The sequence below is a fragment of the Zhouia spongiae genome, from assembly GCF_022760175.1.
GTDB lineage: Bacteria > Bacteroidota > Bacteroidia > Flavobacteriales > Flavobacteriaceae > Zhouia > Zhouia spongiae.
Genome location: NZ_CP094326.1, coordinates 2891096 through 2914087, shown reverse-complemented (window position 1 = coordinate 2914087; position 22992 = coordinate 2891096). Strand labels below are relative to the sequence as shown.

The following is a 22992-nucleotide window of genomic DNA, read 5'->3' as shown; positions in this document are numbered from 1 at the left end:
AATAAAATTAATGGTGAATCCCATCTGACCAATTAAAAAACCGAAGAATAAACAGATGAAAAGCATACAAATCTATATTTCAGCATTTTTTTTAATTGCTCTATTTCAAAATAACAGCAGGGCACAACAAACATCATTGTTTCCTGAATATAATTATAATCCGTTTATTATTAATTCGGCATATACCGGAATGGCATCTGGTTCAGAAGCTACTTTTAGCAACTATGGATATTTGAATAATGTAGAAGGGAGTCCGAAAAGCCTGGCTTTTAGTTTCCACTCTCCTCTATCTGAAGGGAAAATGGGCTTAGGTGGTGCCATATTACGTGACAAAATAGGGGTAACGACCAATACAAGTGCCTATGTAGCCTATTCGTATAAGATATTCTTCGATTTTAAAAGTGATCGCCCTTATTGGCAAATTTACGATCAGAATGTATTATCGTTTGGGCTCACTGCCGGTGTACACCAGCTTAATGAAGATCTATTGGATTTAGGGATCATCAGTGATCCTGCATTTTCAGAAAATGTCAACGCTACCATCCCTGCCGTTGGTGTTGGAGTCTTATACAACTGTGCCAGTTTCTATGCAGGTGTTTCAGCACCAAATATTCTAGGCGATCGGTTGGCCTCCAGAAACGACCTCAATCTTTCCAATCCGGTTTATGGTTATTTTGGCTATAGGTTTTTCACAAATCAATTTGAAGAAATTATGATTAAACCAAGTGCTTTCTTAAAATATGAAGAAGGAGCACCCATGCAACTCGATATTAATCTGGCTGCCAACTTTAAAAATAAAGTTGAAGTTGGTGCCGGTTACCGTAGCAGTTCATCGGTGAATTTTCTGGGTGGTATCTACGCATTAAAAGGTCTAAAATTTGTATATTATTACAACCTAGGCTTTAAAGATTCCTTACTGGGGAATAGCCATGGACTGGTGGTTTCTTATACATTTAACCATTCTTAATTCTTATTAAATCCTACAAAAAACCTCTTTATATATACCTCTCCGTCAACAACAATAACAATTAGACTTTGAATACAGACTTTTGAGGTTGATTAGGAAATATTTCCCACGGATAGACTCCAGGCCAACCAATGTATGGCAAGGGAATGTATGAAGTGGGAGTATCTATATCGGAGCAACGGACTTGAGCGGACTTAAACGGACTTTTTGATGTTATTTTGAAGCGAACCTGGCCTATTAAATACTAATAATCCTGTTTTTTGCATGAAGAACTACAATTTACAAAACAACCTCTAAAATTCCCAAAAATGATGTTATTTTAAATTAGCGTTCGATTTTAATAAGGTTATAAACAAAAGTTCGTTAAAGCAAAAGTCTTCAAGTCATAATTCGGCAGTCCTATAAATTATTGTTGTATTCCGGTATACAATAACCACAATTTTTGCATAAATACAACATTTATGAATGATCGGGTAAAACGTTTTAAATCACACTTAGTTAATAGCTTAACCGTTTCACTTCAAAAATGACATCCCAGAATCTCATAGCTTTTCTTTAACAAACAAATTCACTTTTACGCAATAAGTATGTTAGTAGAGCCACAAAGAACATCCTTACCCATTTCCCTGTTTTTTTGTATCTTCAAAATAGTTACCTGAAATTCAGATACTTCAGTATCACATAAAACAAACACACTATATAACATGGAATATATAGATTACTACAAAGTTTTAGGGATCGATAAATCTGCTTCGGAAGCAGACATTAAAAAAGCTTATAGAAAATTAGCTCGAAAATATCATCCCGATGTGAATCCTAATGATCAGGAGTCGAAGCAGAAATTTCAACAAATTAATGAGGCTAATGAAGTTTTAAGCGACCCTACTAAGCGAAAAAAATATGATCAATACGGAAAAGACTGGCAACATGCTGATGTGTTTGAGGAGGCTAAAAAGAACAAAGCTCATCAAAGTAGTTATGGTGGAGGCCGGAGTTATCAGCACTATTCTTCCGCAGATTTTGGTGATGACGATTTTTCAGAATTCTTTAGCTCTATGTTTGGTGGCGCGAGGAGTTCCAGAAGGCATCAAGCAAAATTCAGGGGGCAGGATTATGATGCTACTCTGCAATTAACTGCAAAAGACGCCTATACAACTCAAAAACAAATACTCACTGTTAACGGTAAAAAAATCCGCATTACGATCCCCGCCGGTGTAGAAAACGGACAAACCCTTAAAATCAAAGGACATGGAGGTGAAGGCGTTAACGGTGGTCCTAAAGGAGATTTATATATTACTTTCAATATTACTCCTGACAACCGCTTTAGACGTATTGGAGCTGATCTCTTCGCAGAACAGCCCATCGATCTCTGCACAGCAGTTCTCGGAGGTGATGTAATCATCGATACCTTTTCCGATCAGGTAAAATTAAAAGTAAAAGAAGGAACTCAAAACGGAACTAAAGTCCGCTTAAAAGGCAAAGGATTCCCGATATACAAAAAGGATGGTGAATTTGGCGATCTGTATATCACATATAAGGTCGAACTACCTGAAAAACTCAGTAGTGAACAAAGAGCATTATTTACCCAACTATCTAAATTAAAATAACATGGAAAGTCATCAGCTCATTAATACGGAAACACTTATAATACACCATGGACTCGACAAAACTTTCATAGACGATTTACATTTCTACGGACTCATAGATTTTGTCGAAAAAGACCATAACAGATTTATTTATGAAGATCAATTACCAGTACTGGAACAGTTAATACGATTGTATTACGACTTGGAGATCAATATGCAGGGAATAGATGTCATTAAGAATATGATTCGTAAAATGGATGAAATGCATCATACCATTCAGTTGTTAAAAAACAAACTGGACCTCTATGAATAGATTTGGCATTAACCTGTCCGCAAAAAAAATCAACTTAAGATTGAACACTACCATATGAAAAAAAATCAGATCAGTTTAAAAGATGCCATATCAATAGGGATTGGAGGGATGGTTGGCGGCGGTATTTTCGCCGTACTGGGACTGGCCGTTTCCCTTGCCAAAGGAGGCACCCCCATAGCCTTCTTATTTGCCGGGCTACTAGCACTTGTCACCTCTTACAGCTACGTAAAACTATCCAAGGCGTACCCCGATCGCGGAGGGACTGTAAAGTTTATCAACCAAGGGTTTGGGAAAACTATATTCAGCGGTGCCATAAACAACCTCTTATGGATAAGTTATATCATTATGTTATCACTTTATGCTTCAGCATTCGGTTCGTATGCGCCAAACCTGTTTCAGGTAACGGCCAGCAAATCTCTCGATTTTCATATATATGCAAGTACTATCATCATCCTGGCAACAACAATAAATTACTACAGCCTGACGGTAGTAGGAAAAATAGAGTCGTATGCTGTTGTAATTAAATTAATTATACTTCTTGGTTTTATTGGCATAGGTATTTATGGACTAATCGGAAATCCTACTATTGAACAATTATCCGTATCAAACTGGGAAACCCCTGTTAAACTTTTTGCAGGCGGCATGGTTATTTTTGTTGCATATGAAGGCTTCGAACTTATAGCTAATGCTGCTCCCGACATAGTAAATCCACAAAAGAACATTGCCAAAGCTTATTATATTTCGGTAATCTTTGTCATTTTTCTCTACATTATAATTGCCTTGGTAACAGTCGGATCCTTGCCTTTTAAAACCATCGCTACTGCACAAGACTATGTTTTGGCTGAAGCTGCCAAACCTATGCTGGGCAAAGCAGGGTTTACCATAATTACTATTGCTGCCCTGATCTCTACATTCTCTGCTATCAATGCATCACTCTATGGCGGAAGCAGGGTGAACTACGAAATCGCTGAAGACGATGAACTCCCCCACCACTTCTTATCAAAATTCTGGAATCAACCCGTAGGGCTGTTGATAACAGCCATATCGACACTTGTACTTGTAAACATATTAAATTTGGAAAGCATTTCAACTGCAGGCAGTATCGGATTTATACTTATTTTCGGAATCGTAAACTATACAGGTTTTAAATTATCCGGAACCATCAAAGCCAACAGAACTGTTCCCCTACTGGGATTTATACTTTGTATGCTGGCCCTGATCATCTTAATTGACCAGCAGATCAAGACCAATCTTACCGGAATATATGTTTCTCTGGGAATCATTATAATATGTTTTCTAATAGAATGGATCTACAAGAAAAATAAAGAAACCAAACAGGTAAAAAGTATGCCTTAAAAACATTCTTTAATATGAGAATCATAACGACATGTTCGCCATTTTTGGCACTTTAATTTTTGCAGGAAATATTTTTATTACAACTTTAAATTCAGTTTCAGATGAATCATACAGTAAATTACATTGAGCAGGTATGGCGGGATTTTCAACAATCCGTTCTCGACCACATTCCCAAAGTAGTACTGGCCATTATTGTTGTCCTGCTATTCATCATCATAGCTCAGGTCATTCGGAGGGCATGCTTGAAAATATACTCTAAAATATTCAATAACAGTCATTTAAACATCGAACGGGTAATTGCTTCAGCACTGTATTTCTTTTTTGTAATCACAGGGATATTCCTGGCACTTCACCTCTTGGATCTGGAAAAACCTTTAGGGAAATTGTTAACAGGAGCCGGAATCGTAGGAATCATTGCCGGTTTTGCCTTTAAAGATATCGCTTCAAATATGTTTGCCGGACTTTTGCTTGATATGCAAAGACCGTATAAGATAGGTGATTGGGTTGAAATTGATAACAAATACGGAGTCGTATTGGATATCAGCTGGTTGACAACAAAAATTAAAACGGTACCCGGACAAGAAGTATATGTCCCTAACCAGATTATCTATAATGGTACATTTACTAATTTTTCTACCTGGCAAAAACGACGTATTATCCTGAAAAGTGGCGTTTCATATGGTGATAATCTGGAACATGTAAGAACAGTAGCTTTGGACGAAGTTAAAAAAATTGAAGAACTGCTACCCGAAGAAGGAATCGATTTTTACTTTACCGATATCGGCGGTTCAACATATAATTTTATGCTTCGGTATTGGGTGAAATTTGAGTCAAATGATGATTTCTGCAAGGGAATGAACGACGTAATCATGCGGATAAAGAAAAGATTTGAACAAGAAAATATTTCCATTGCCTATCCGGTTACCACTGTAGATTTTGGAGTTAAAGGAGGAGTTAATTTATTTGACAAGGAAATAAAAATAAAACCATAATTCACTGCTTTTCAATTAAACTATTTATACTTCTAAGACACAGAATAAAAATATAAATTTAGCGTATTATCTTATTGAAAGAGATACCTTCACTCTATACATAAACAGCATAATCTTATAGTTTGAATACTAAAATATCACGCTTTTAACATTTAAAACTAACTATTCGAAAGTTTTTTGATTACACATCACCCCAACAATATTAAAACATTAAGAAAATTTTAATATATTGGTTGCGAAATTCATTTATTAATCATCCGGTTTATAGTTGAAAACTCACCAAAATGAATTTGTCAAAAATGAATAAACAGTTCATTAATTCATTAAAGAAAGGAGATGTGGAAGCCTTTCAGGCTTTGATTGCCGAGTATCAGTCTCGGCTATACAACTTTGCTTTTTCATTAACTAAATCAAAATATATTTCTGAAGAAATTTTCCAGGAAGTTTTTATTAAAATATGGGTTAACAGGCATAATCTGAATTCAGACCTGAATTTAAATGCTTACATTTTTAAAATTGCAAAAAACCTAATTCTAAATCATCTTCGTAAAGTCGCTAACCAAGATTCTCTCAAAGAAAATCTATGGAATAACATCACGCAAATTCATTCAAATACAGAAGAAAGTATTGTATTAAAAGACTATCTTCATATTACTGAACAAATTATTCAGAAGCTTCCTGAACAGAAAAAAAACATATTTATACTATCAAAATTCGAGGGTAAAACTAATGAAGAAATTGCGGTACAGTTGGGAATAAAACAAAAGACTGTAAAAAATCATCTTTGGAAATCAACCCAGTTTATAAAAGAACAACTCCAGTACTATTTGACCGATTCTGCATATAGTCTTCTGATAATCTTTTCTATCTTTTTTTAAATTTCCTGAAAATCATTTGGGACTTTTATCAAGTTCAGGTGTATTATATATATAGGCCTAAGAACAAAACTTGATTATGTCATCAAAAGATATAAATAACATTAAAAGTTTATTCCGAAAATATATAGACGATAAGATCTCCAGAAAAGAGTTAGATCTTCTTTTAGACTCTATAAAAAAGAATGCACACAAAGAAGAGTTAGATACTCTGCTTCAGGAATACTGGACTCATATACCCAAAAATGAAAAACATAAAACATCAGACAAGTACGATGGTTTGTTTGAAGAATACATGATAAAAGACCCTAAAATAAGAACATTAAACAAGAAAAAAACTTCTCGGAAACTGTTTTATCGTATTGCATCAATCATAACAATCATAATAGGTAGTACGATCTTTTTCAGCCTGATAAACACCGCCGCTCCTACTCAGGAAAAGATTCACCTAAGCAACTCAGAAAGTATTACCCTGACTCTTCAGGATGGAAGTGTAAAAGTAATATCTGAAAATGGGAATAAAATTATTACGGACACATCCGGTGAATTAATTATTTCTCAGGAAGGTAATGAATTACAGTATAAAAAAAGGAAACAAAACAAAGAACTTGTATATAATGAACTGAATGTACCGTATGGGAAACATTTTGACATTGTACTATCGGATGGAACCAAAGTAAAACTAAATTCAGGTAGCTCTTTAAACTATCCTGTTGCGTTTTTAGAAGGTAAAAATCGTGAGGTGTATTTAAAAGGAGAAGCATTTTTCGATGTAGCAAAAGATATCAAACATCCGTTTATAGTTAAGGCCAATGATATTAATGTTCAGGTATTGGGTACTCAATTTAATATTTCCTATTATCCCGAAGACCCCACCATTCAAACTGTCTTAATTGAAGGTTCTGTAAATGTTAATGAAAATAACATTAATAATGATGGAGAAGTTTTAACACCAGGCCAAATGGCAGAATGGAGTAAGACAAGTAAATCATTTAGGATAAAAGAGGTTGACACAGAGATTTACACATCATGGATCGAGAATAAATTAGTGTTCAAAAGCACCTCTTTCGAAATCATTAAAAAGAAACTTGAAAGGAAATTTAATATTGTAATTGATTGTCAGTATTCTACTATAAATGAACAAGTTTATACTGCGACCTTTCTTAATGAATCAATAGAAGATATCATGGATGCCTTTCAGGTGGACACTCCTTTTGATTTCGTTAAAGAAAACAATAAGATTGTAATAACCAAACCTTCTAATACCATAACTAATCCATGAAATAAAAAATTAGAATATAGTGAATAGAAGTAGCTAAAATAGATCACAAAAAAACCGGAAAATGTCCCACCATTTCCCGGTATAAAATGTGATTTAAACTAAATGTTTAATCAACTAAATCATAACAAAAGTATGGAAAAATCTATTACTGATTGGTTTTTCACACCCGAAAAACTACGTAAACTCAACCTCAAAATGAAACTCACTTATTTGTTTTTGTTAGTTTCCTTATTCAAAATTCAAGCTGGCACCTATTCTCAAAATACAAGAGTATCATTGCATATGAATAACGTATCGGTTACAGAAGTCTTTAATGCAATAGAGAAACAGTCTGATTTCAGGTTTTTATTCAACCATCAGAAAATTGATGTTCAAAAAAAGGTATCTGTCAACGTTGAAAAAGTTAAAATATCAAGTATACTTGATCACCTTTTTAGTAACTCACCTATAGCTTATAAGGTTAAAAATAAACTCATTATCCTGAAATTTGATAAATCTAAGCAACTCACTGTTACTGAAGCTCCTTCTCCACAACAAAAAGTTCAGGGAATCGTATATGATAATCAGGGATTACCATTGGTAGGTGCTACCATAATGGAAAAAGGCACTCAAAATGGAACTCAAACCGATTTTGACGGAAAATTTTCTCTGGATGTCACCACACAGAACCCTGTACTAACTTTTTCATATGTTGGATTTAGAACACAAGAAATACCTGTTGGTAATCAAACCAATATAAGCATCACCATGGAAGAAGAAGTTGCAGCCATTGATGAAGTAGTGGTTGTCGGCTTTGCAAGTCAAAAACGTGAAAACATTACAGGTGCTGTTTCATCTGTAAAAATGGATGAGGTGCTTGCAGACCGTCCGGTTACCAATGGTGCTAGTGCTATTCAGGGAACTATGCCCGGATTACAGGTTTTGAACGGGTCAGGTCGTCCCGGAACTTTTGAGGATATACAAATAAGAGGGCTTGAATCTATTAATGGAGGTAGTCCACTCATACTGGTGAATAATGTTCCGATGAGTATCAATAATATTAACCCAAAAGATATTGAAAGTATTACCGTTTTAAAAGATGCAGCGGCATCTTCAATATATGGATCAAGAGCAGCTTTTGGGGTCGTTTTGATTACAACCAAAAAAGGGGTTAAAAATCAGGCACCTATAGTTAACTATTCTTCGACCATTAGTTTTGACAACCCAACAGAATTACCCAAAAAAGCATCTGTATATGACTTTGTTAATGCTCTTAACGACTGGGGTGTAGTAGGTTACTGGACTGATCAGGATATACCAACCTGGGTACAGGTTTTGGAAGAATACAAAAACAATCCTTCGGCATATCCATCAGGTCAGGCAGAAGTGAATGGAATTATATACCCCTTAAAAGAAACTGATATAATAGATGATTTTTATGGTGATCTGGGAATTACCCAAATTCATAACCTAAGTATTTCAGGAGGTACAGACAAATCTACTTACAGGCTGGCAGCAGGCTTCACAGATCAGGACGGAATCATTGTTACCGATAATGATAGTTTTAAAAGATATACCATAAATGCCGATTATGGTGTTGAGTTGAGTGAAAAAGTTTCATATCAGGCTAATATCAACTATCTGAAATCGCTTACCAAAGACCCTGTTGGAGACTACTACCGTGCTATCACATATCCAGTTTATGCTCCTGTCGGTAATCATGAAATGCCTGATGGTACATTAATTCCTTACAATACACCTGGTAATTTAGAACGCTTAAACGTTCCGAGAAAAACAGAACGCGACAATTTAAGATTCTTTAATAAAATAGAATACAATCCTATTGAATCGTTAAGTATTGTTGGTGAGTATACTTACGGTTATTCTACTTATCAAAGAACAGATGTTAATGTAGAGCCTCAAACGGTAGATGCCCAACGATACACCTTAAATACCGTTAGTCCGGATAACACCTTTTACCGTATCGAAAATGGTAATACTCGCTATAATGGGATAAACCTCTACAGCACATTCAAAAAATCCTATAACAATCATAACATATCTTTATTGGCCGGTTTCAATCATGAGAATAATAAATCGGAAAGCAACTGGACACGAAAAACAAATCTGATTGACCCTAGTCTTCCGTCAATTTCGCAAGCAACGGGTACTTTAACAGCCGATGATTCATTTGGTGAATGGTCTGTCATGGGAGTTTTCGGTAGGTTAAACTACGATTACAAAAACAAGTACTTTATCGAATTGAACGGTCGTTATGATGGTTCTTCCAGGTTCCCGAAAAATAACAGATGGGGGTTCTTCCCTTCTGCTTCTCTAGGCTGGAATATAGCTAAAGAAGAATTCTGGGAACCAATTCGAAACACTATATCACTTTTTAAATTCAGAGCTTCATTAGGTGAAATAGGAAATCAGGACATTAGATTCCCTGATGGATCAGTTAACCTATACCCTGCAGTACCCGGGTTATCTGCCGGAAACTCAGGATGGATAGATCCTAATACAGGTATCCGCTATGTAACCCTGGCTCCTCCACAATTAGTGAGTAGTAATTTTACCTGGGAAACAGTACAAACACTAAACTTCGGACTTGATTTTGCTCTTTTCGACAATAAATTAAACGGATCTTTCGATCTGTTTACAAGAAAGACAAAAGACATGCTTACTCAAGGTGCTGAACTTCCATCAAATTTAGGAACTTCGGCTCCATTGGCTAATGCAGCAGATCTTGAAACTAAGGGTTGGGGACTTGAGCTAAACTGGAAAGATCAAATCAAAGATTTTAGCTATTACTTTAATGTAAACATATCCGACAATCAAAGTGAAATAACCAAATTTGACAACGAAGAAGGTCTTTTGGGACAGCACTATATTGGTAAAAAATGGGGCGAAATCTGGGGTTATGTTACTGACGGTTATTATTCTGTAGATGACTTTGAAGAAGGAACATTGGATAACGACCTGCAAAATGGGACTTTAAAAGAAGGGGTGGTTCGTGTTGAAGGTGTTAATCCTAATCCGGGAGACATTAAATATAAAGATCTCAATGGAGACGGAATTATCAACGATGGTAATAACACCCTTTATACAGAATTAGACGAGAATGGAAATCCGATTGTCGATACCAATGGATATATACAAACCGGAACGGGAGACAGAAAAGTAATAGGAAACAACACCCGTAGATATCAATACGGAATTAGAACAGGAGCATCTTATAAAAACTTTGATGTTTCCTTTTTTATTCAGGGTGTAGGTAAACGAGACCGATGGATCAGTAATGATGTAGTATGGCCTTATAATGGAGAGTTTTCTATAGTATATGATCACCAGCTTGACTATTGGACTCCTGAAAACTCAGATGCATACTACCCAAGAAATTATCCCAGAGGTGCAGGTAATTACGGTTACAGCAGAAGGGTTCAGACAAAATATCTTGCTGACGGCTCATACATCCGCCTTAAGAACATAACTCTGGGGTATTCATTGCCAAAAGCATATTTAGAAAATTCATTCCTGAATAGTGTAAGACTGTATGTATCGGGAGAAAATCTTTTAAATCATGATCATCTTCCTGACGGATTAAACACGGAGTTAGATAATTTAGGTCAAGGTGCAACATATCCTTACCTTAAACAATATGCATTTGGCTTAAATGTTTCTTTCTAATCTTATGACAGTTATGAAAAATATATATATTATTTTACTAGCAGCAATAGTATTTGCCGGGTGTAGCAAAGACACCCTCGAACAATTACCAAAAGATGAATTAGTAGTTGAAACAACTTTTACTTCTTATTCTAATTTTAAAACGTATGCCTGGGGTTTTTATAATACCTTTCCAGGCTACAATCTTACGCCTGTAAATCAGGAGTGGGATGGAGATTTAATGCTCCGAAGCAATAACAATGGTATGTCTAATTGGATTAGACAGCTCATTAGTGTGCCTACCACCGATGATAGTTACTCAGGACCATACTCGAGAATTCGCAGAGTAAACCTGATGCTGGACAATATTGAAGAGTCTGAGCTGACTGAAGATGAAAAAAAACATTGGCGAAGCGTTGGTTACTTCTTCAGGTCATACGAATATTTTGATCTGTTAAAGAAATATGGAGGAGTGATTTGGGTTGAAAATGCTCTTACTGAATCATCTGAAGAGTTGTATGCTACAAGAACTCCACGTAATGAGGTGGCTCAGAATATTTTAGACAATTTAAGTTATGCAGTTGCCAACATCAAAACAGAAGGTGATGGCCCTAATACTATAGGTATCGATGCTATAAATGCTCTTTTATCAAGATTTGGATTGTTTGAAGGCACATGGCGTAAATATCACCAATTAGGTGATGAAACCAAATATCTTACCGCAGCGGCAAATGCGTCTAAAAAGCTTTTAGATAAATACCCTATACTACACAATAATTATGATGAAGTATTTAATAGTGAATCGTTAGCAGACATAAGCGGTATTATTCTATATAAAGAATATGTTACTGCTCAACAGACTCATATTCTTACTTCTCGTCATCGTAATTCTGCAGGTAATTGGGATCTTACCAAAAAGGCTGCCGACATGTATTTACTCACCGATGGTGAAACCCGATGGACAAGTCCACTCTTCGTTAATGATCAGGACCCATATACTGAATTCAGAAACAGAGATCGTAGAATGTATTTTACCATTGTACCTCCATTCAAGGTAAATACGGTACCTATCGGACAAAACTCCCTTGAATGGGAACATACCGGAGATGTTAATCATCGAGAATATATTGATTTGATGGAGACCCTTTCTGACGATAATCGTAAAACCCTACCTTCTATGAACTGGCAAGGACTTATCGTAAGAGAATCTCCACACTTCAGGCAGTTTAATAATGGACAAGGATTTAATGCGGGCTTTACCGGCTATAAATTATTCAAATATTTCAACAAATATTTACGAATTCAAAATCAAGATATTACAGATGCTCCGATATTTAGAATCGGTGAAGTAATGCTTAATTATGCTGAGGCTATGTATGAATTAGGAGACTTTGATCAGACCGTAGCTGATATCACTATCAATAAACTTAGAGCTCGTGGTGGAGTTGCTCCGTTAGCGGTAGGTGCAGAACCAAATGATCCTACTATTGATGTCTCAGTAAATCCGACTCTTTGGGAGATTAGAAGAGAAAGAGCTATCGAACTAATGGGAGAAGGTTATCGATTTGATGACCTGAGAAGATGGAAAAAAATGGACTATACCGATGAAGAAAAACTAGGACGTTGGGTTAATAATGCTGACTATGGGAATCGTCTGACTATTCAGAATGGTGCTTCAGAAGGGTATGTTACTATTCATGGTGTACCCCCTGGAGGTTTCCCTGATTATTATTATTTATATCCTATTCCATCAAATGACCTTGTACTCAATCCTAATTTAGAACAAAACCCGGGTTGGTAGGCATTTATATGCATTCCATAAACTGGTAATGCATCTATAAACAATATGTACCGTTACATTAACTTTCAAACAATAAATTCGAATGGTTAATTAATTTGGTTGATTAAAACCTCGTTCGTGCTGAACGAGGTTTTTTCTTTCATCTCTCTTGCATAAAATATTATCAATAGTGCTCCTGTTTCATATATAAATCAATTCAACAACCGGCCTCTAGGCGTTGCCCGAAAATAAAACATTTCTGTTGTTTATCAGTTCGCTACTTTGTACATTGTTACAGAAGAGCGCTCATACAAGGAAGAGGATAATAAAAAACACAACATGGAAAACAACAATTTTAAGAACAGGAGGCATCAGGGGTTTGTTAGCCTGTTAATGGTTACCGCCTTATTCATTTTTATTGTCCTTATAAAAGATTATATTATTGCCATAGTCCTGGCTATAATATTTGCAGGGCTCTTGTTTCCAACATACAATTGGCTGCTCAACAAAACACGACAACGCAAAACACTCTCCTCCATCTTAACAATATTTTTATTCTTATTAATTATAGTGGTACCCACTATGCTGTTACTACAGCAAATCATTCACCAGGGCACCGTATTATCGGAGCATATTTTTCCATATATAAAACAACAATTATCACAATCATCACATGTAGAGAATTCATTGCCTGAGTGGTTGCCCTTTAAAAAAGAATTAACACCTCATACCCAGGATATATTTTCCAAATTATCTGAATTCATGCAGCGATTAAGCGGTATTGTCATCAATGCCCTTACTGCATTTACCCAGGAAACATTTTCCCTGTTTATCAACCTGTTTGTCATGATTTACGCGATCTATTATTTCTTACAGTCAGGAAAAGGGATTTTAAATAAAATGCATCATTATATTCCCCTGACCGATAGCGAATTCAACCTGATCATCAACAGGGTCAAAGAAGTTTCCAGGGCAACCATTAAAGGAGCTATCTCAATCGGAATTATACAAGGCGCATTGGTAGCTTTAGGATTCTGGGTTACCGGAATAGAGGGTGCTGCGTTTTGGGGATCTGTCGCAGCCATTATGTCGCTTATTCCCAGTGTAGGTACCGCTATTGTATATGTTCCGGCAGGCATTTACTTAATTATGACAGGAGACGTGATCTATGGTACCGGATTGTTGATTTGGGGTGTAGGAGTTGTGAGTAGTGTCGATAATTTCCTTAGACCTGTACTCGTAGGTAAAGACACGCAGATTCCGGATCTATTGATCCTCATCAGCACACTGGGAGGGATCGGACTGTTCGGCATCAGTGGAATTATTATCGGACCGATGCTTGCAGGTTTATTGATTACCATCGTCGAAATTTATAAGGATACCGTTTCATAAATATTTAAAAGAGAACTCCCCCCTGCCCCATGAAATTCCGTTAGGAGTGTTTCACAAGGGCAAGCTCCGTAACTCCCGATAGCTATACGGGGTAAATTTAGATGACTGAGTAAAATCTTAACCTATATTACTAAAATATAACAACTTATAATATTTTTAGTTATCTTGGAGTGACCTCGTAAACAGATTATGGGTCATAATTATTAGTCTAACCATTTTACATCTTAAATTTATGAAGACATTCATTGCTGAATTTATCGGAACATTTTGGCTTGTTCTGGGGGGATGCGGCAGCGCTGTATTAGCTGCGGGAATCCCTGACCTCGGAATAGGTTTTGCCGGAGTTGCCCTGGCATTTGGTTTAACCGTTTTAACCGGAGTGTACGCATTCGGACATATCTCCGGAGCCCACTTTAACCCGGCAGTGACCATCGGTTTATTTGTTGGAGGCAGAATTGAAGCAAGTGCCATTCCCGGATATATTATTTCGCAAGTATTAGGGGGACTCGCAGGAGCCGGAATATTGTATCTTATTGCCAGTGGTGCCGACGGATTTAGCCTGTCAGATGGTTTTGCCGCCAATGGGTACGGAGAACATTCACCTATGGGCTTTACGATGGCATCCGGATTCATAAGCGAAGTCGTTATGACATTCATGTTCCTCATCGTGATTTTAGGAGTTACACATAAAAATGCACCTTCCGGTTTTGCCGGACTGGCTATCGGTTTGGCATTAACTCTTATTCACCTCATCAGCATACCAGTTACCAACACTTCTGTAAATCCTGCCCGTAGTACAAGTCAGGCTTTGTTTGTAGGCGGATGGGCTATCGAACAGTTATGGTTATTTTGGGTAGCACCTATCATGGGTGCCATTATAGCAGGACTCGTTTATAAATACCTTGCACCGAATAAAGATTGATAATACAGCAGCAGGTTAACAAGCCTGTTTTACATCTATCCGGATACAACAGTTATAATCCCGGTTCATTAAAAACATAATGGCTCTAAGGTTTTACAATCTTAGAGCCATTATCGTTATAACGGATATATTATCTTTTACTATTCCGTATTCGCAACCATTCTTTATTCGGTAATAGTTATTGTTACTCTTCTATTCAGACTTCTATTGGCGGATGAATTGTTAGGGTATAAAGGAGCTTTCTCTCCCTTTGACTCCACCATCATACGGCTTTTACTAATGCCTTTATTTTGAAGATATTCTGCCACAGCATCTGCTCTTTGCCGACCGATGCGATTATTAAGGGCCTCACTTCCTACATTACAGGTATGTCCCGTTATCGTTACCTTTAATTCATCATGGGTGGTTAAAATTCCGGCTATGCGGTCTAATCGGGTTGCCATTTCAAGACTTACTTCCGTATTGTCAATACTACCAAACGACAAAGGACTTGCTATTGTAGTACGTTCTTCAGTTGTAAGACCCGTATCGACTTTCGCCTTAGGTGGCTCAATAGGTCGAACGGGGGCTGTATGTTTCTCTTCGTATACCTGTTCTTCTTCGACTACAGAAACTACCGTTTCGGGCTCCGGCGTTTTCTTTTCCTTGTTTAACGAAAAGCCTAATTTTACCTGTACCCCCACAGCAAACAGCTTGCTTTTGTCCAACAAGTTCTGGTTTGCCATAACTCCTTGCGAGCTAACCTCATCGATCCCTTCTGCACTATAAGACACTATGTTTGACTGTCCAGATTTATGAAGGTCCGTAATCCCATAATCGGCATACACCCCTGTGTATAAGTTCATATGGGGTTTAAGTTTAAAATAAAGCCCTGCCTCTACACTTGCTGTAAATGCCGTCTTCAGATCATTGTCGGCCGCTCCGTTGTAATCAGTCAACTCACCAAAACCATGATCTGGCAGATCATCTATTTCTAAATTTATATCGGGATAATAACCACTTAACTGTGTACTTACTGCACTTGCATCCACTTTATGTTGTAACGGGAAAACCACTTTTCCGCCTATTCCAAAATAAAATCCGGTAGTACCCGGTGTATCCGATCTGTATGCGAGCATGAGTGGTATCGATAGTCCATATAATCGTTGCTCTTCTTTATAACCATTTGGGGTAACACGGTATTCAAAAGCTGACCCCTGATCGTCTACTTCATAAGAAGTAATTGTTGTGTTATCATGTAACTGAAAATCGGTTCGATACAGGTTAAAGTCCAGGCCTGTGCCCAGACCCCAGTTCTTAGAAAAATAATAGGTATAACCTACACCTAATCCGCCTCCCGGCTTCATATTACCGCTGCCCTGCGGGCTTGAATAATCTACACCTTGTAATCCTCCGTTAATTTTCACCGTCACCTCCTGTGCCCGGCTTGTTGTGAATGCACCGATAAACAGTGCTAAACATATCTTTAATTTCATGTTTGATTTCATTTTTTTAATGCTACACTGATTATCGTACTAATAGATTAACTGACTTACGGGTACCTCCGGATAGGGTTAATACCACTATATACAGTCCCGGTTGCTGAGGAGCCTGCATCATGGTCTCTCCTGTAACGGTCTCGGAACCGGACAGTTCTCTTCCTGCAAGATCGTAAATACCTATGCGTGCTCCGTCCAGAGTTGCCTGGCTATAATCTAATCGTATGGTAACATCTGCCAGACCTCCTACCGGGTTTGGCATAACAGCCATCTTTCTACTGTAAGTGGTTCCGCTGACAGTAAGCGGGCAGCTCGTAATAACATTACCATTACCATCGGTAGCCTCTGCATAATAAATACCGTTCAATCCTCCTTCTTCAGTATAGTACTGTTTAGTAGCCCCGGAAACCGCTTCCCCATTCTTGTACCATTGCCAGCTGACAAAACTTTCGCTGCTGTTATCAAAAACCAATACATCGTCCCATTGCTGACGGATAATTCCCGACTGGCTCACGAGCAGGGTATTTACAACATCAGCGGCTACATTATAATTCAGGTCTCCTTCCTGGTAGGCTGTAATGGTGGTTGTACCCGATTGATGGATCGTAAGGGTTGTACCGTTTACAGTCGCTATTTCTGTATCGGCTACTACATACTGCACCGGTAGTCCGCTGTCGGAAGTGGCCGTTAGTGTAATCTGATCGGAATCATCACATCCAAAACTTAAATCCTGGTTCCAACTGATCAGCTGACCGGCCGGGGTAATTTCAAACAAGGCTCCTGTATATACCAGCGTATAGTTGGCACCAGCGGACAAGTTACCCGGTTCGATCTCATAAACCCCCACATCTTCTCCTGGTTCCCTGGTAAGGCTCCCCGTTAAGACCCCTGCTGTATCTCCGTTGGCAAACCCTGCGGGTGTATAATTAAACTCAGGGTCAGCTTCCCCATACACCTTGGTCTGTCCGCCAGCTGCAACAATAGTTAATGTCGCCGGAAGGATTTCCAGGCTGCCGTCTACATAGGTAATCGTATAATTCGAAGAGATGTAGCCCGTGGCTGTGATTGTATAATTACCGACATTTTCACCGGCAACCCTGCTTAAGTTAAGCGTGCCGCCAAGAGTTGTCTGATCATCTCCATTCACGAAACCGTCATAAATTACTGTAAAGGCCGGGTCGGTTTCGCCATATATTTTACTCTTATTTTCTGCTGTTACCGTTAAAGCTATCTGCGTGATTTCAAAAGCACCATCCACATAGTTAACAATGTAGTCAGATGAACTAAGTCCGGAAGCCGTAATGACATAAGTCCCAACATCTTCTCCTGATCCCCGGGTTACTAATAAGGTACCCCCTAAAACAGTTTCATCATCACCGTTTACAAAACCTGCATAACTTACTGTTAAGTCCGGATCGGTTTCGCCATACATTTTGGTTTTGTCTTCTGCAACTACCGTTAAGACTGCCTGATCGACAGTTAAGGTTCGGATTACAGAAACAGCTGCATTCGTTACCCCGTCGCCACCTTGAGTTGCTGTAATTTGTGTGTTGCCTGCTTTAAGGATGGTTGCCTGATTCCCTGAAATGCTCACCACTCCCGGATCATCTGCGGTATAAGTCACTGTCAAGCCCTGATCGGTCCGGGCATCACCCAGAGTAAATGAAGCATCCCCATACACCTTATCCGGGATACTTGAAAAATTAATGACCTGATCTATTTTAACAGGACCCTCCAAAGTGCTTTCTACTGCCATGCCTGCATCAATGCCATCGTTTGGTATTACTTCAAAACTGATATATTTTCCCCGGTCTGCATCCTGTAGGGTATACTGTTGGGCAGTAGCGCCCGAAATCATCATTTTATCCGTACCCCCGTTATCGTCAGACCGGTACCATTTATATGCTGACCCGCTTTCTGCATCCCCATCAGGGTCTGTATAGATATAGTTTCCTGTCAACAGCTCTCCTATTGTCAATGTTCCCCCTATAGATACATCGCTCGCAGCCGGAGGGTCATTCGTATCTTTGGTAACGGTATCGGTAGTTGCCGACCCCATATTCCCCGCTGTATCGGATAAACTCACTGTAAGTGTTACTAATCCATCACCCAGCCCGCTTAGGTCAATACCTGATATCTGATCCGTGGTTGTAGTTACCGTCCCCGATCCTATTACATCAGTACCGCCTCCTGAACTTGAGAACGAATAGTTATAAGTTGATCCCACTTCAGCTCCGGCAAAAGTAAAACTTACTGAGCTACGGTTTGATCTGTCTATCGGATCCTGATCAAAGATCGCGGTATAACCATCAGGCGCCGTCTGATCTAATTCAGCCGAATTATCTGTTTCCGGACTTCCTGCGTTATTCCCGTCATCCGTAAGGGTAACCTGAACGGTCAAAGTACCGTCAGGTAACGAGCTTACATCTACGCCTATGTTTTGAGATATATTATTTACAGCAGATGTTCCGGTAATCGTTGCGGTATTACCATCACCACTACTCGAAACGGAGTAATTCATTGTTGTTCCCACTTCAGCATTAAGAACAGTAAATGAAGTAGAACCCGCTTCGGCTGCATTAATCAGGCTATCATCCCAGGCAACTGAATAACCTGAAGGAACCACGGTATCCTTACTTTCACTATCGGTTACATCTGTACCTCGATTTCCTGACGGATCTGTTAAGGATACGGTTAATGTAACTGTCCCATCGGTTAAACCTGATAGATTGTAACCTGCTCCGCCATTATCAAACTGTTCCGACGTCGAAGTTACAGTTTCCGTACCGGAAAGTGGTGTACCTCCTCCATCACTGGTAAAAGAATAATGTAAAGTGCTCCCTACTTCTAATCCCGATGCCAAGAATTCTATCATCGAGACATTAGCTGCATTGATCTTTGGCATTCCTAAAAGATCGATACTTACAGTATATCCGGATGGAGCCATCGTATCTTTTGCTGCTGTATCTGTTGCCGGGCTTCCCATATTATCAAAAGTATCTGTCAAGGATACAGATAAGGTAATGGTGCCATCTTCCAATCCGCTTAGGTCGATTCCTGTTACCTGGTCGGTAGCGGTGCTTATGGTTCCTGTACCGGTTACATGGGTACCGCCGCCGGAACTGGAAAAAGAATAATCATATGTAGCTCCCACCTCGGCACCCGAAAAAGTAAAGCTGACTGCCGATTGATTCCCATCATTAACAGGACTTTGGTCTATGGTTATTGCATATCCTGATGGAGCAGTGGTATCTTTTATTTCCGTATCTGTTGCTACGCTTCCGCTATTTCCTGAAGTATCTGTCAAAATTACCGATAAGGTAATGGTACCATCTCCCAGACCACTTAAATCAATCGCGGTTATCTGATCGGTAGCGGTGCTTATGATTCCTGTACCGGTTACATGGGTACCGCCGCCGGTACTGGAAAAAGAATAATTGTATGTAGCTCCCACCTCGGCACCCGAGAAAGTAAAGCTGACTGCCGATTGACTGGTTGTTTTTATACCATTCTGGTCTATCGAAACCGAATACGCTGACGGTGCTGCAGTATCCTTGTTTTCTGTATCAATTACTGTACTTCCCGTATTATCAAAAATATCTGTCAAGCTTACTGACAAGGTAACGATACCATCTCCCAGACCACTTAGGTCAATCCCGGTTAGCTGATCGGTAGCAGTGCTTATGGTTCCTGTTCCGGTTACATGGGTACCGCCGCCGGTACTGGAAAAAGAATAATCGTACGTAGCTCCCACCTCGGCACCCGAAAAAGTAAAGCTGACTGCCGATTGATTGCTATCATTAACAGGACTTTGGTCTATCGATACATTATATCCGGAAGGAGCTGTAGCATCCTTCGTACGGGTATCCGTAACCACGCCCCCTGTATTACCAAAAGAATCGGTTAAGGTAACAGACAATGTTATAGTACCATCCCCCAATCCGCTTAGGTCGATCCCTGTTAGCTGGTCGGTAGCGGTGCTTATGGTTCCTGTACCGGTTACATGGGTACCGCCGCCGGTACTGGAAAAAGAATAATCGTACGTAGCTCCCACCTCGGCACCCGAAAAAGTAAAGCTGACTGCCGATTGATTGCTATCATTAACAGGACTTTGGTCTATCGATACATTATATCCGGAAGGAGCTGTAGCATCCTTCGTACGGGTATCCGTAACCACGCCCCCTGTATTACCAAAAGAATCGGTTAAGGTAACAGACAATGTTATAGTACCATCCCCCAATCCGCTTAGGTCGATCCCTGTTAGCTGGTCGGTAGCGGTGCTTATGGTTCCTGTACCGGTTACATGGGTACCGCCGCCGGTACTGGAAAAAGAATAATCGTACGTAGCTCCCACCTCGGCACCTGAAAAGGTAAAACTTACAGCAGTCTCATTTGATGTATCGATTTCAGCCTGGTCTATTAAAACACTATATCCTGAGGGCGGTACCGCATCCTCATCCTGAATTGTAAGGGTTAGCTGCTGGGTACCATCTTCAACCGCATTCGTAGGTGTGTTCATTTCGATGAACACCGTTTCATCGCCTTCTTCTATACCATCAAATTGGGATGTCAGCCGTATGCTATCCATCATCTGTCCCGGGACTATCGTAATCGTACTTCCTGTAATACTGTAATCGGTTCCGCCTCCGGTAGCAGTACCGGAAAAAGCTAAAGGAATAGAGACCGTCACTCCGGCAGGTGCATCTATTTTACCTCTAACATATGCCTGTCCGCCACTTTCGTCCGTTATTGGATTATAATCTTCCAGAATTTCCAGAGTAGCTTTAGGTGGGGAATCATCATTAATAATCGTATAGGTAACCTGCTGGGTACCGTTTTCTGTTCCGTTACTAACTGCAATGATATCGATAAGAACGGTTTCATTTCCCTCATAAATGACATCAGGAATATTTTTTAATGTCATGGTTCTTGAAGTGCTTCCGGCAGGTATCACAATCGAAGTAGCACTCCGGGTATAATCAATCAAATGCATAGCGGTACCACTAAAACCTAAACTAACCGTGGTATTTGCACCATACGTATTAGAAAGTGTTGCGGTTACTGTTGAATTAGCTGTTACATTCTCTGCCCTGGAACCCGGGCTCACGCTCAAGGTTACCTTAGGAACAGGGCTTACATTTAAAGTTGCTACATAGTTTCCCGAACTATAAACCGCTCCGTCATTCACTTCAAACCGGAATGAGGTATTTGTACTCCCGTTTTGGATATATTGTAAGTTTCCGGCATCTAAATTAGTTCTGCTGATTTGGTCGTTGGCACTTACTTCCTCGCCGGCATCATAGGCATCATCATTATCGGCATCTACATATAAGGTTCCGGCACCCGGCAATGTTTCTATCAACAAGTGGTTCAGAGGATCGCCATCATTATCATTATATCCAAAATTGGCCGTAGAAAAGGTGTAAGTTAAATTTTCATAAGGGCCGTTAGCTGCTGTAAAATTAGAGGCTGTTGGAGTCGTATTCCCTCCTAAATTCCCGATTTTTATATCGTCGATCCAAAAATTAAGGTTTGCCTGGAAATATATATTTATAGAAGTAACATCAAGATTTGTGGTTATGTTTGTAACAGAAGTTGTTGAATAACCACTCCCTAGCGGGGTATTATCCTGGTATGTTTCTGTACCTCCTCCGGATTTGTAATACGTTATTATATAAAAGGGAGGAAGCGTTATACCCTCTATATCATTATAACTATTTATCCCTTCTTCTTTTAACCAAAATCCCCGTATGTTAAAAGGTTGCCCGTCAACCCGTTGTAATGAAAAGTTATCTCCCCCTGCTGATCCTTTTTTCAAACAGGCACTGTTCCCGTTTCCTCCTGAATGCTGATGTTCAAAAGATCCATTACCGCCTGTAGTCATTTTAAAGTCTATTCCATTTATTGTAATATAGGCTTCTGTATTCCATGGATTACTACTTGTACTACCGGTGATATGAGGGGCTGTTGAAAAGTCATAAGTAGTTTGTGTCCATCCATGCCTGCTTATCAAAAAACAAAAAAGCAGCAGGAATTTGGATAATAAGAGTTTAGATAAGTAAAGCTGTTTCATAAATAATTAAGGTTTAATGTCGTTTAAATAATTCATCTGAAGTATTAGAAAAGAAAAAGAGGGATCAAGAACTTTATATTCCCTCGCGATAGATAAAATGGTAATGTATGTTCCCATTGGTTTAGGTATAATTTATCTAAATAGTTTCGCAGGTCAATGTCTTTTTGTTAGATGGGGATCCGGGTTAAGTTGTATCGCTGATATATTCCTTCAAATAAGAATGTTAGCTAATCATAATTTGTTTAATTGTACCGGGTGCAAGATACTTTAAACTAACGGCCCATACAGTAAGTAATCGATGCAGATTTTACGCAGGGGTACTTAGTGAGAG

12 protein-coding genes and 1 pseudogene are annotated in these 22992 nt (G+C 38.9%); 11 read left to right on the top strand and 2 right to left on the bottom strand.

The features are described 5' to 3' along the window. Positions 1-55 precede the first annotated feature (55 nt). The 11 genes and pseudogenes from MQE36_RS12640 to aqpZ all read left to right on the top strand — a co-directional run bounded on the left by MQE36_RS12640 (position 56) and on the right by aqpZ (position 15110). A complete protein-coding gene (locus MQE36_RS12640; protein WP_242936341.1) occupies positions 56-967 on the top strand; it encodes a PorP/SprF family type IX secretion system membrane protein in 912 nt (303 codons plus the stop codon). A 704-nt stretch (positions 968-1671) separates the two neighbouring features. Continuing rightward, positions 1672-2505: pseudogene (locus tag MQE36_RS12635) on the top strand (DnaJ C-terminal domain-containing protein); the annotation flags it as partial. Between the two features lie 70 nt (positions 2506-2575). Further along, positions 2576-2866 (top strand): chaperone modulator CbpM, encoded by a 291-nt coding sequence (locus MQE36_RS12630; protein WP_242936339.1) that lies wholly within the window; start codon positions 2576-2578, stop codon positions 2864-2866. A 54-nt stretch (positions 2867-2920) separates the two neighbouring features. Then, on the top strand, positions 2921-4222 hold the full coding sequence (locus MQE36_RS12625) for an APC family permease (protein WP_242936338.1): 1302 nt from the start codon (positions 2921-2923) through the stop codon (positions 4220-4222). A 101-nt stretch (positions 4223-4323) separates the two neighbouring features. Further along, positions 4324-5214: a mechanosensitive ion channel family protein gene (locus tag MQE36_RS12620; protein WP_242936337.1), complete on the top strand. Its 891-nt coding sequence runs from the start codon at positions 4324-4326 to the stop codon at positions 5212-5214. A 299-nt stretch (positions 5215-5513) separates the two neighbouring features. Further along, positions 5514-6092, top strand: a complete 579-nt coding sequence (locus MQE36_RS12615) for an RNA polymerase sigma factor (protein WP_242936336.1) — start codon at positions 5514-5516, stop codon at positions 6090-6092. A gap of 76 nt (positions 6093-6168) precedes the next feature. Further along, a complete protein-coding gene (locus MQE36_RS12610; protein ID WP_242936335.1) occupies positions 6169-7371 on the top strand; it encodes a FecR family protein in 1203 nt (400 codons plus the stop codon). A 132-nt stretch (positions 7372-7503) separates the two neighbouring features. Further along, a complete protein-coding gene (locus MQE36_RS12605) occupies positions 7504-11037 on the top strand; it encodes a TonB-dependent receptor (RefSeq protein WP_242936334.1) in 3534 nt (1177 codons plus the stop codon). Positions 11038-11050: 13 nt separating this feature from the next. Beyond that, on the top strand, positions 11051-12817 hold the full coding sequence (locus MQE36_RS12600; RefSeq protein WP_242936333.1) for a RagB/SusD family nutrient uptake outer membrane protein: 1767 nt from the start codon (positions 11051-11053) through the stop codon (positions 12815-12817). 318 nt (positions 12818-13135) lie between these two features. Beyond that, positions 13136-14188 carry an AI-2E family transporter gene (locus tag MQE36_RS12595; protein WP_242936332.1) on the top strand — a complete coding sequence of 351 codons (1053 nt, stop codon included), beginning with the start codon at positions 13136-13138 and terminating at the stop codon, positions 14186-14188. A 232-nt stretch (positions 14189-14420) separates the two neighbouring features. Next, entirely contained in the window at positions 14421-15110 is a 690-nt protein-coding gene (gene aqpZ / locus MQE36_RS12590; RefSeq protein ID WP_242936331.1) for an aquaporin Z, read from the top strand. A gap of 164 nt (positions 15111-15274) precedes the next feature. Here the strand turns inward: aqpZ and MQE36_RS12585 are convergent, their stop codons facing one another. After that, positions 15275-16585: an OmpA family protein gene (locus tag MQE36_RS12585; RefSeq protein ID WP_242936330.1), complete on the bottom strand. Its 1311-nt coding sequence runs from the start codon at positions 16583-16585 to the stop codon at positions 15275-15277. A gap of 31 nt (positions 16586-16616) precedes the next feature. Further along, positions 16617-22661 carry an MBG domain-containing protein gene (locus tag MQE36_RS12580; RefSeq protein ID WP_242936329.1) on the bottom strand — a complete coding sequence of 2015 codons (6045 nt, stop codon included), beginning with the start codon at positions 22659-22661 and terminating at the stop codon, positions 16617-16619. Positions 22662-22992 lie beyond the last annotated feature (331 nt).

Coding starts and splice junctions, on each gene's coding strand:
- MQE36_RS12605 (WP_242936334.1), top strand. CDS start 7,504: ATGGAAAAATCTATTACTGATTGGTTTTTCACACCCGAAAAACTACGT.
- MQE36_RS12595 (WP_242936332.1), top strand. CDS start 13,136: ATGGAAAACAACAATTTTAAGAACAGGAGGCATCAGGGGTTTGTTAGC.
- MQE36_RS12610 (WP_242936335.1), top strand. CDS start 6,169: ATGTCATCAAAAGATATAAATAACATTAAAAGTTTATTCCGAAAATAT.
- MQE36_RS12600 (WP_242936333.1), top strand. CDS start 11,051: ATGAAAAATATATATATTATTTTACTAGCAGCAATAGTATTTGCCGGG.
- MQE36_RS12585 (WP_242936330.1), bottom strand. CDS start 16,585: ATGAAATTAAAGATATGTTTAGCACTGTTTATCGGTGCATTCACAACA.
- MQE36_RS12630 (WP_242936339.1), top strand. CDS start 2,576: ATGGAAAGTCATCAGCTCATTAATACGGAAACACTTATAATACACCAT.
- MQE36_RS12615 (WP_242936336.1), top strand. CDS start 5,514: ATGAATAAACAGTTCATTAATTCATTAAAGAAAGGAGATGTGGAAGCC.
- MQE36_RS12640 (WP_242936341.1), top strand. CDS start 56: ATGAAAAGCATACAAATCTATATTTCAGCATTTTTTTTAATTGCTCTA.
- MQE36_RS12620 (WP_242936337.1), top strand. CDS start 4,324: ATGAATCATACAGTAAATTACATTGAGCAGGTATGGCGGGATTTTCAA.
- aqpZ (WP_242936331.1), top strand. CDS start 14,421: ATGAAGACATTCATTGCTGAATTTATCGGAACATTTTGGCTTGTTCTG.
- MQE36_RS12625 (WP_242936338.1), top strand. CDS start 2,921: ATGAAAAAAAATCAGATCAGTTTAAAAGATGCCATATCAATAGGGATT.
- MQE36_RS12580 (WP_242936329.1), bottom strand. CDS start 22,661: ATGAAACAGCTTTACTTATCTAAACTCTTATTATCCAAATTCCTGCTG.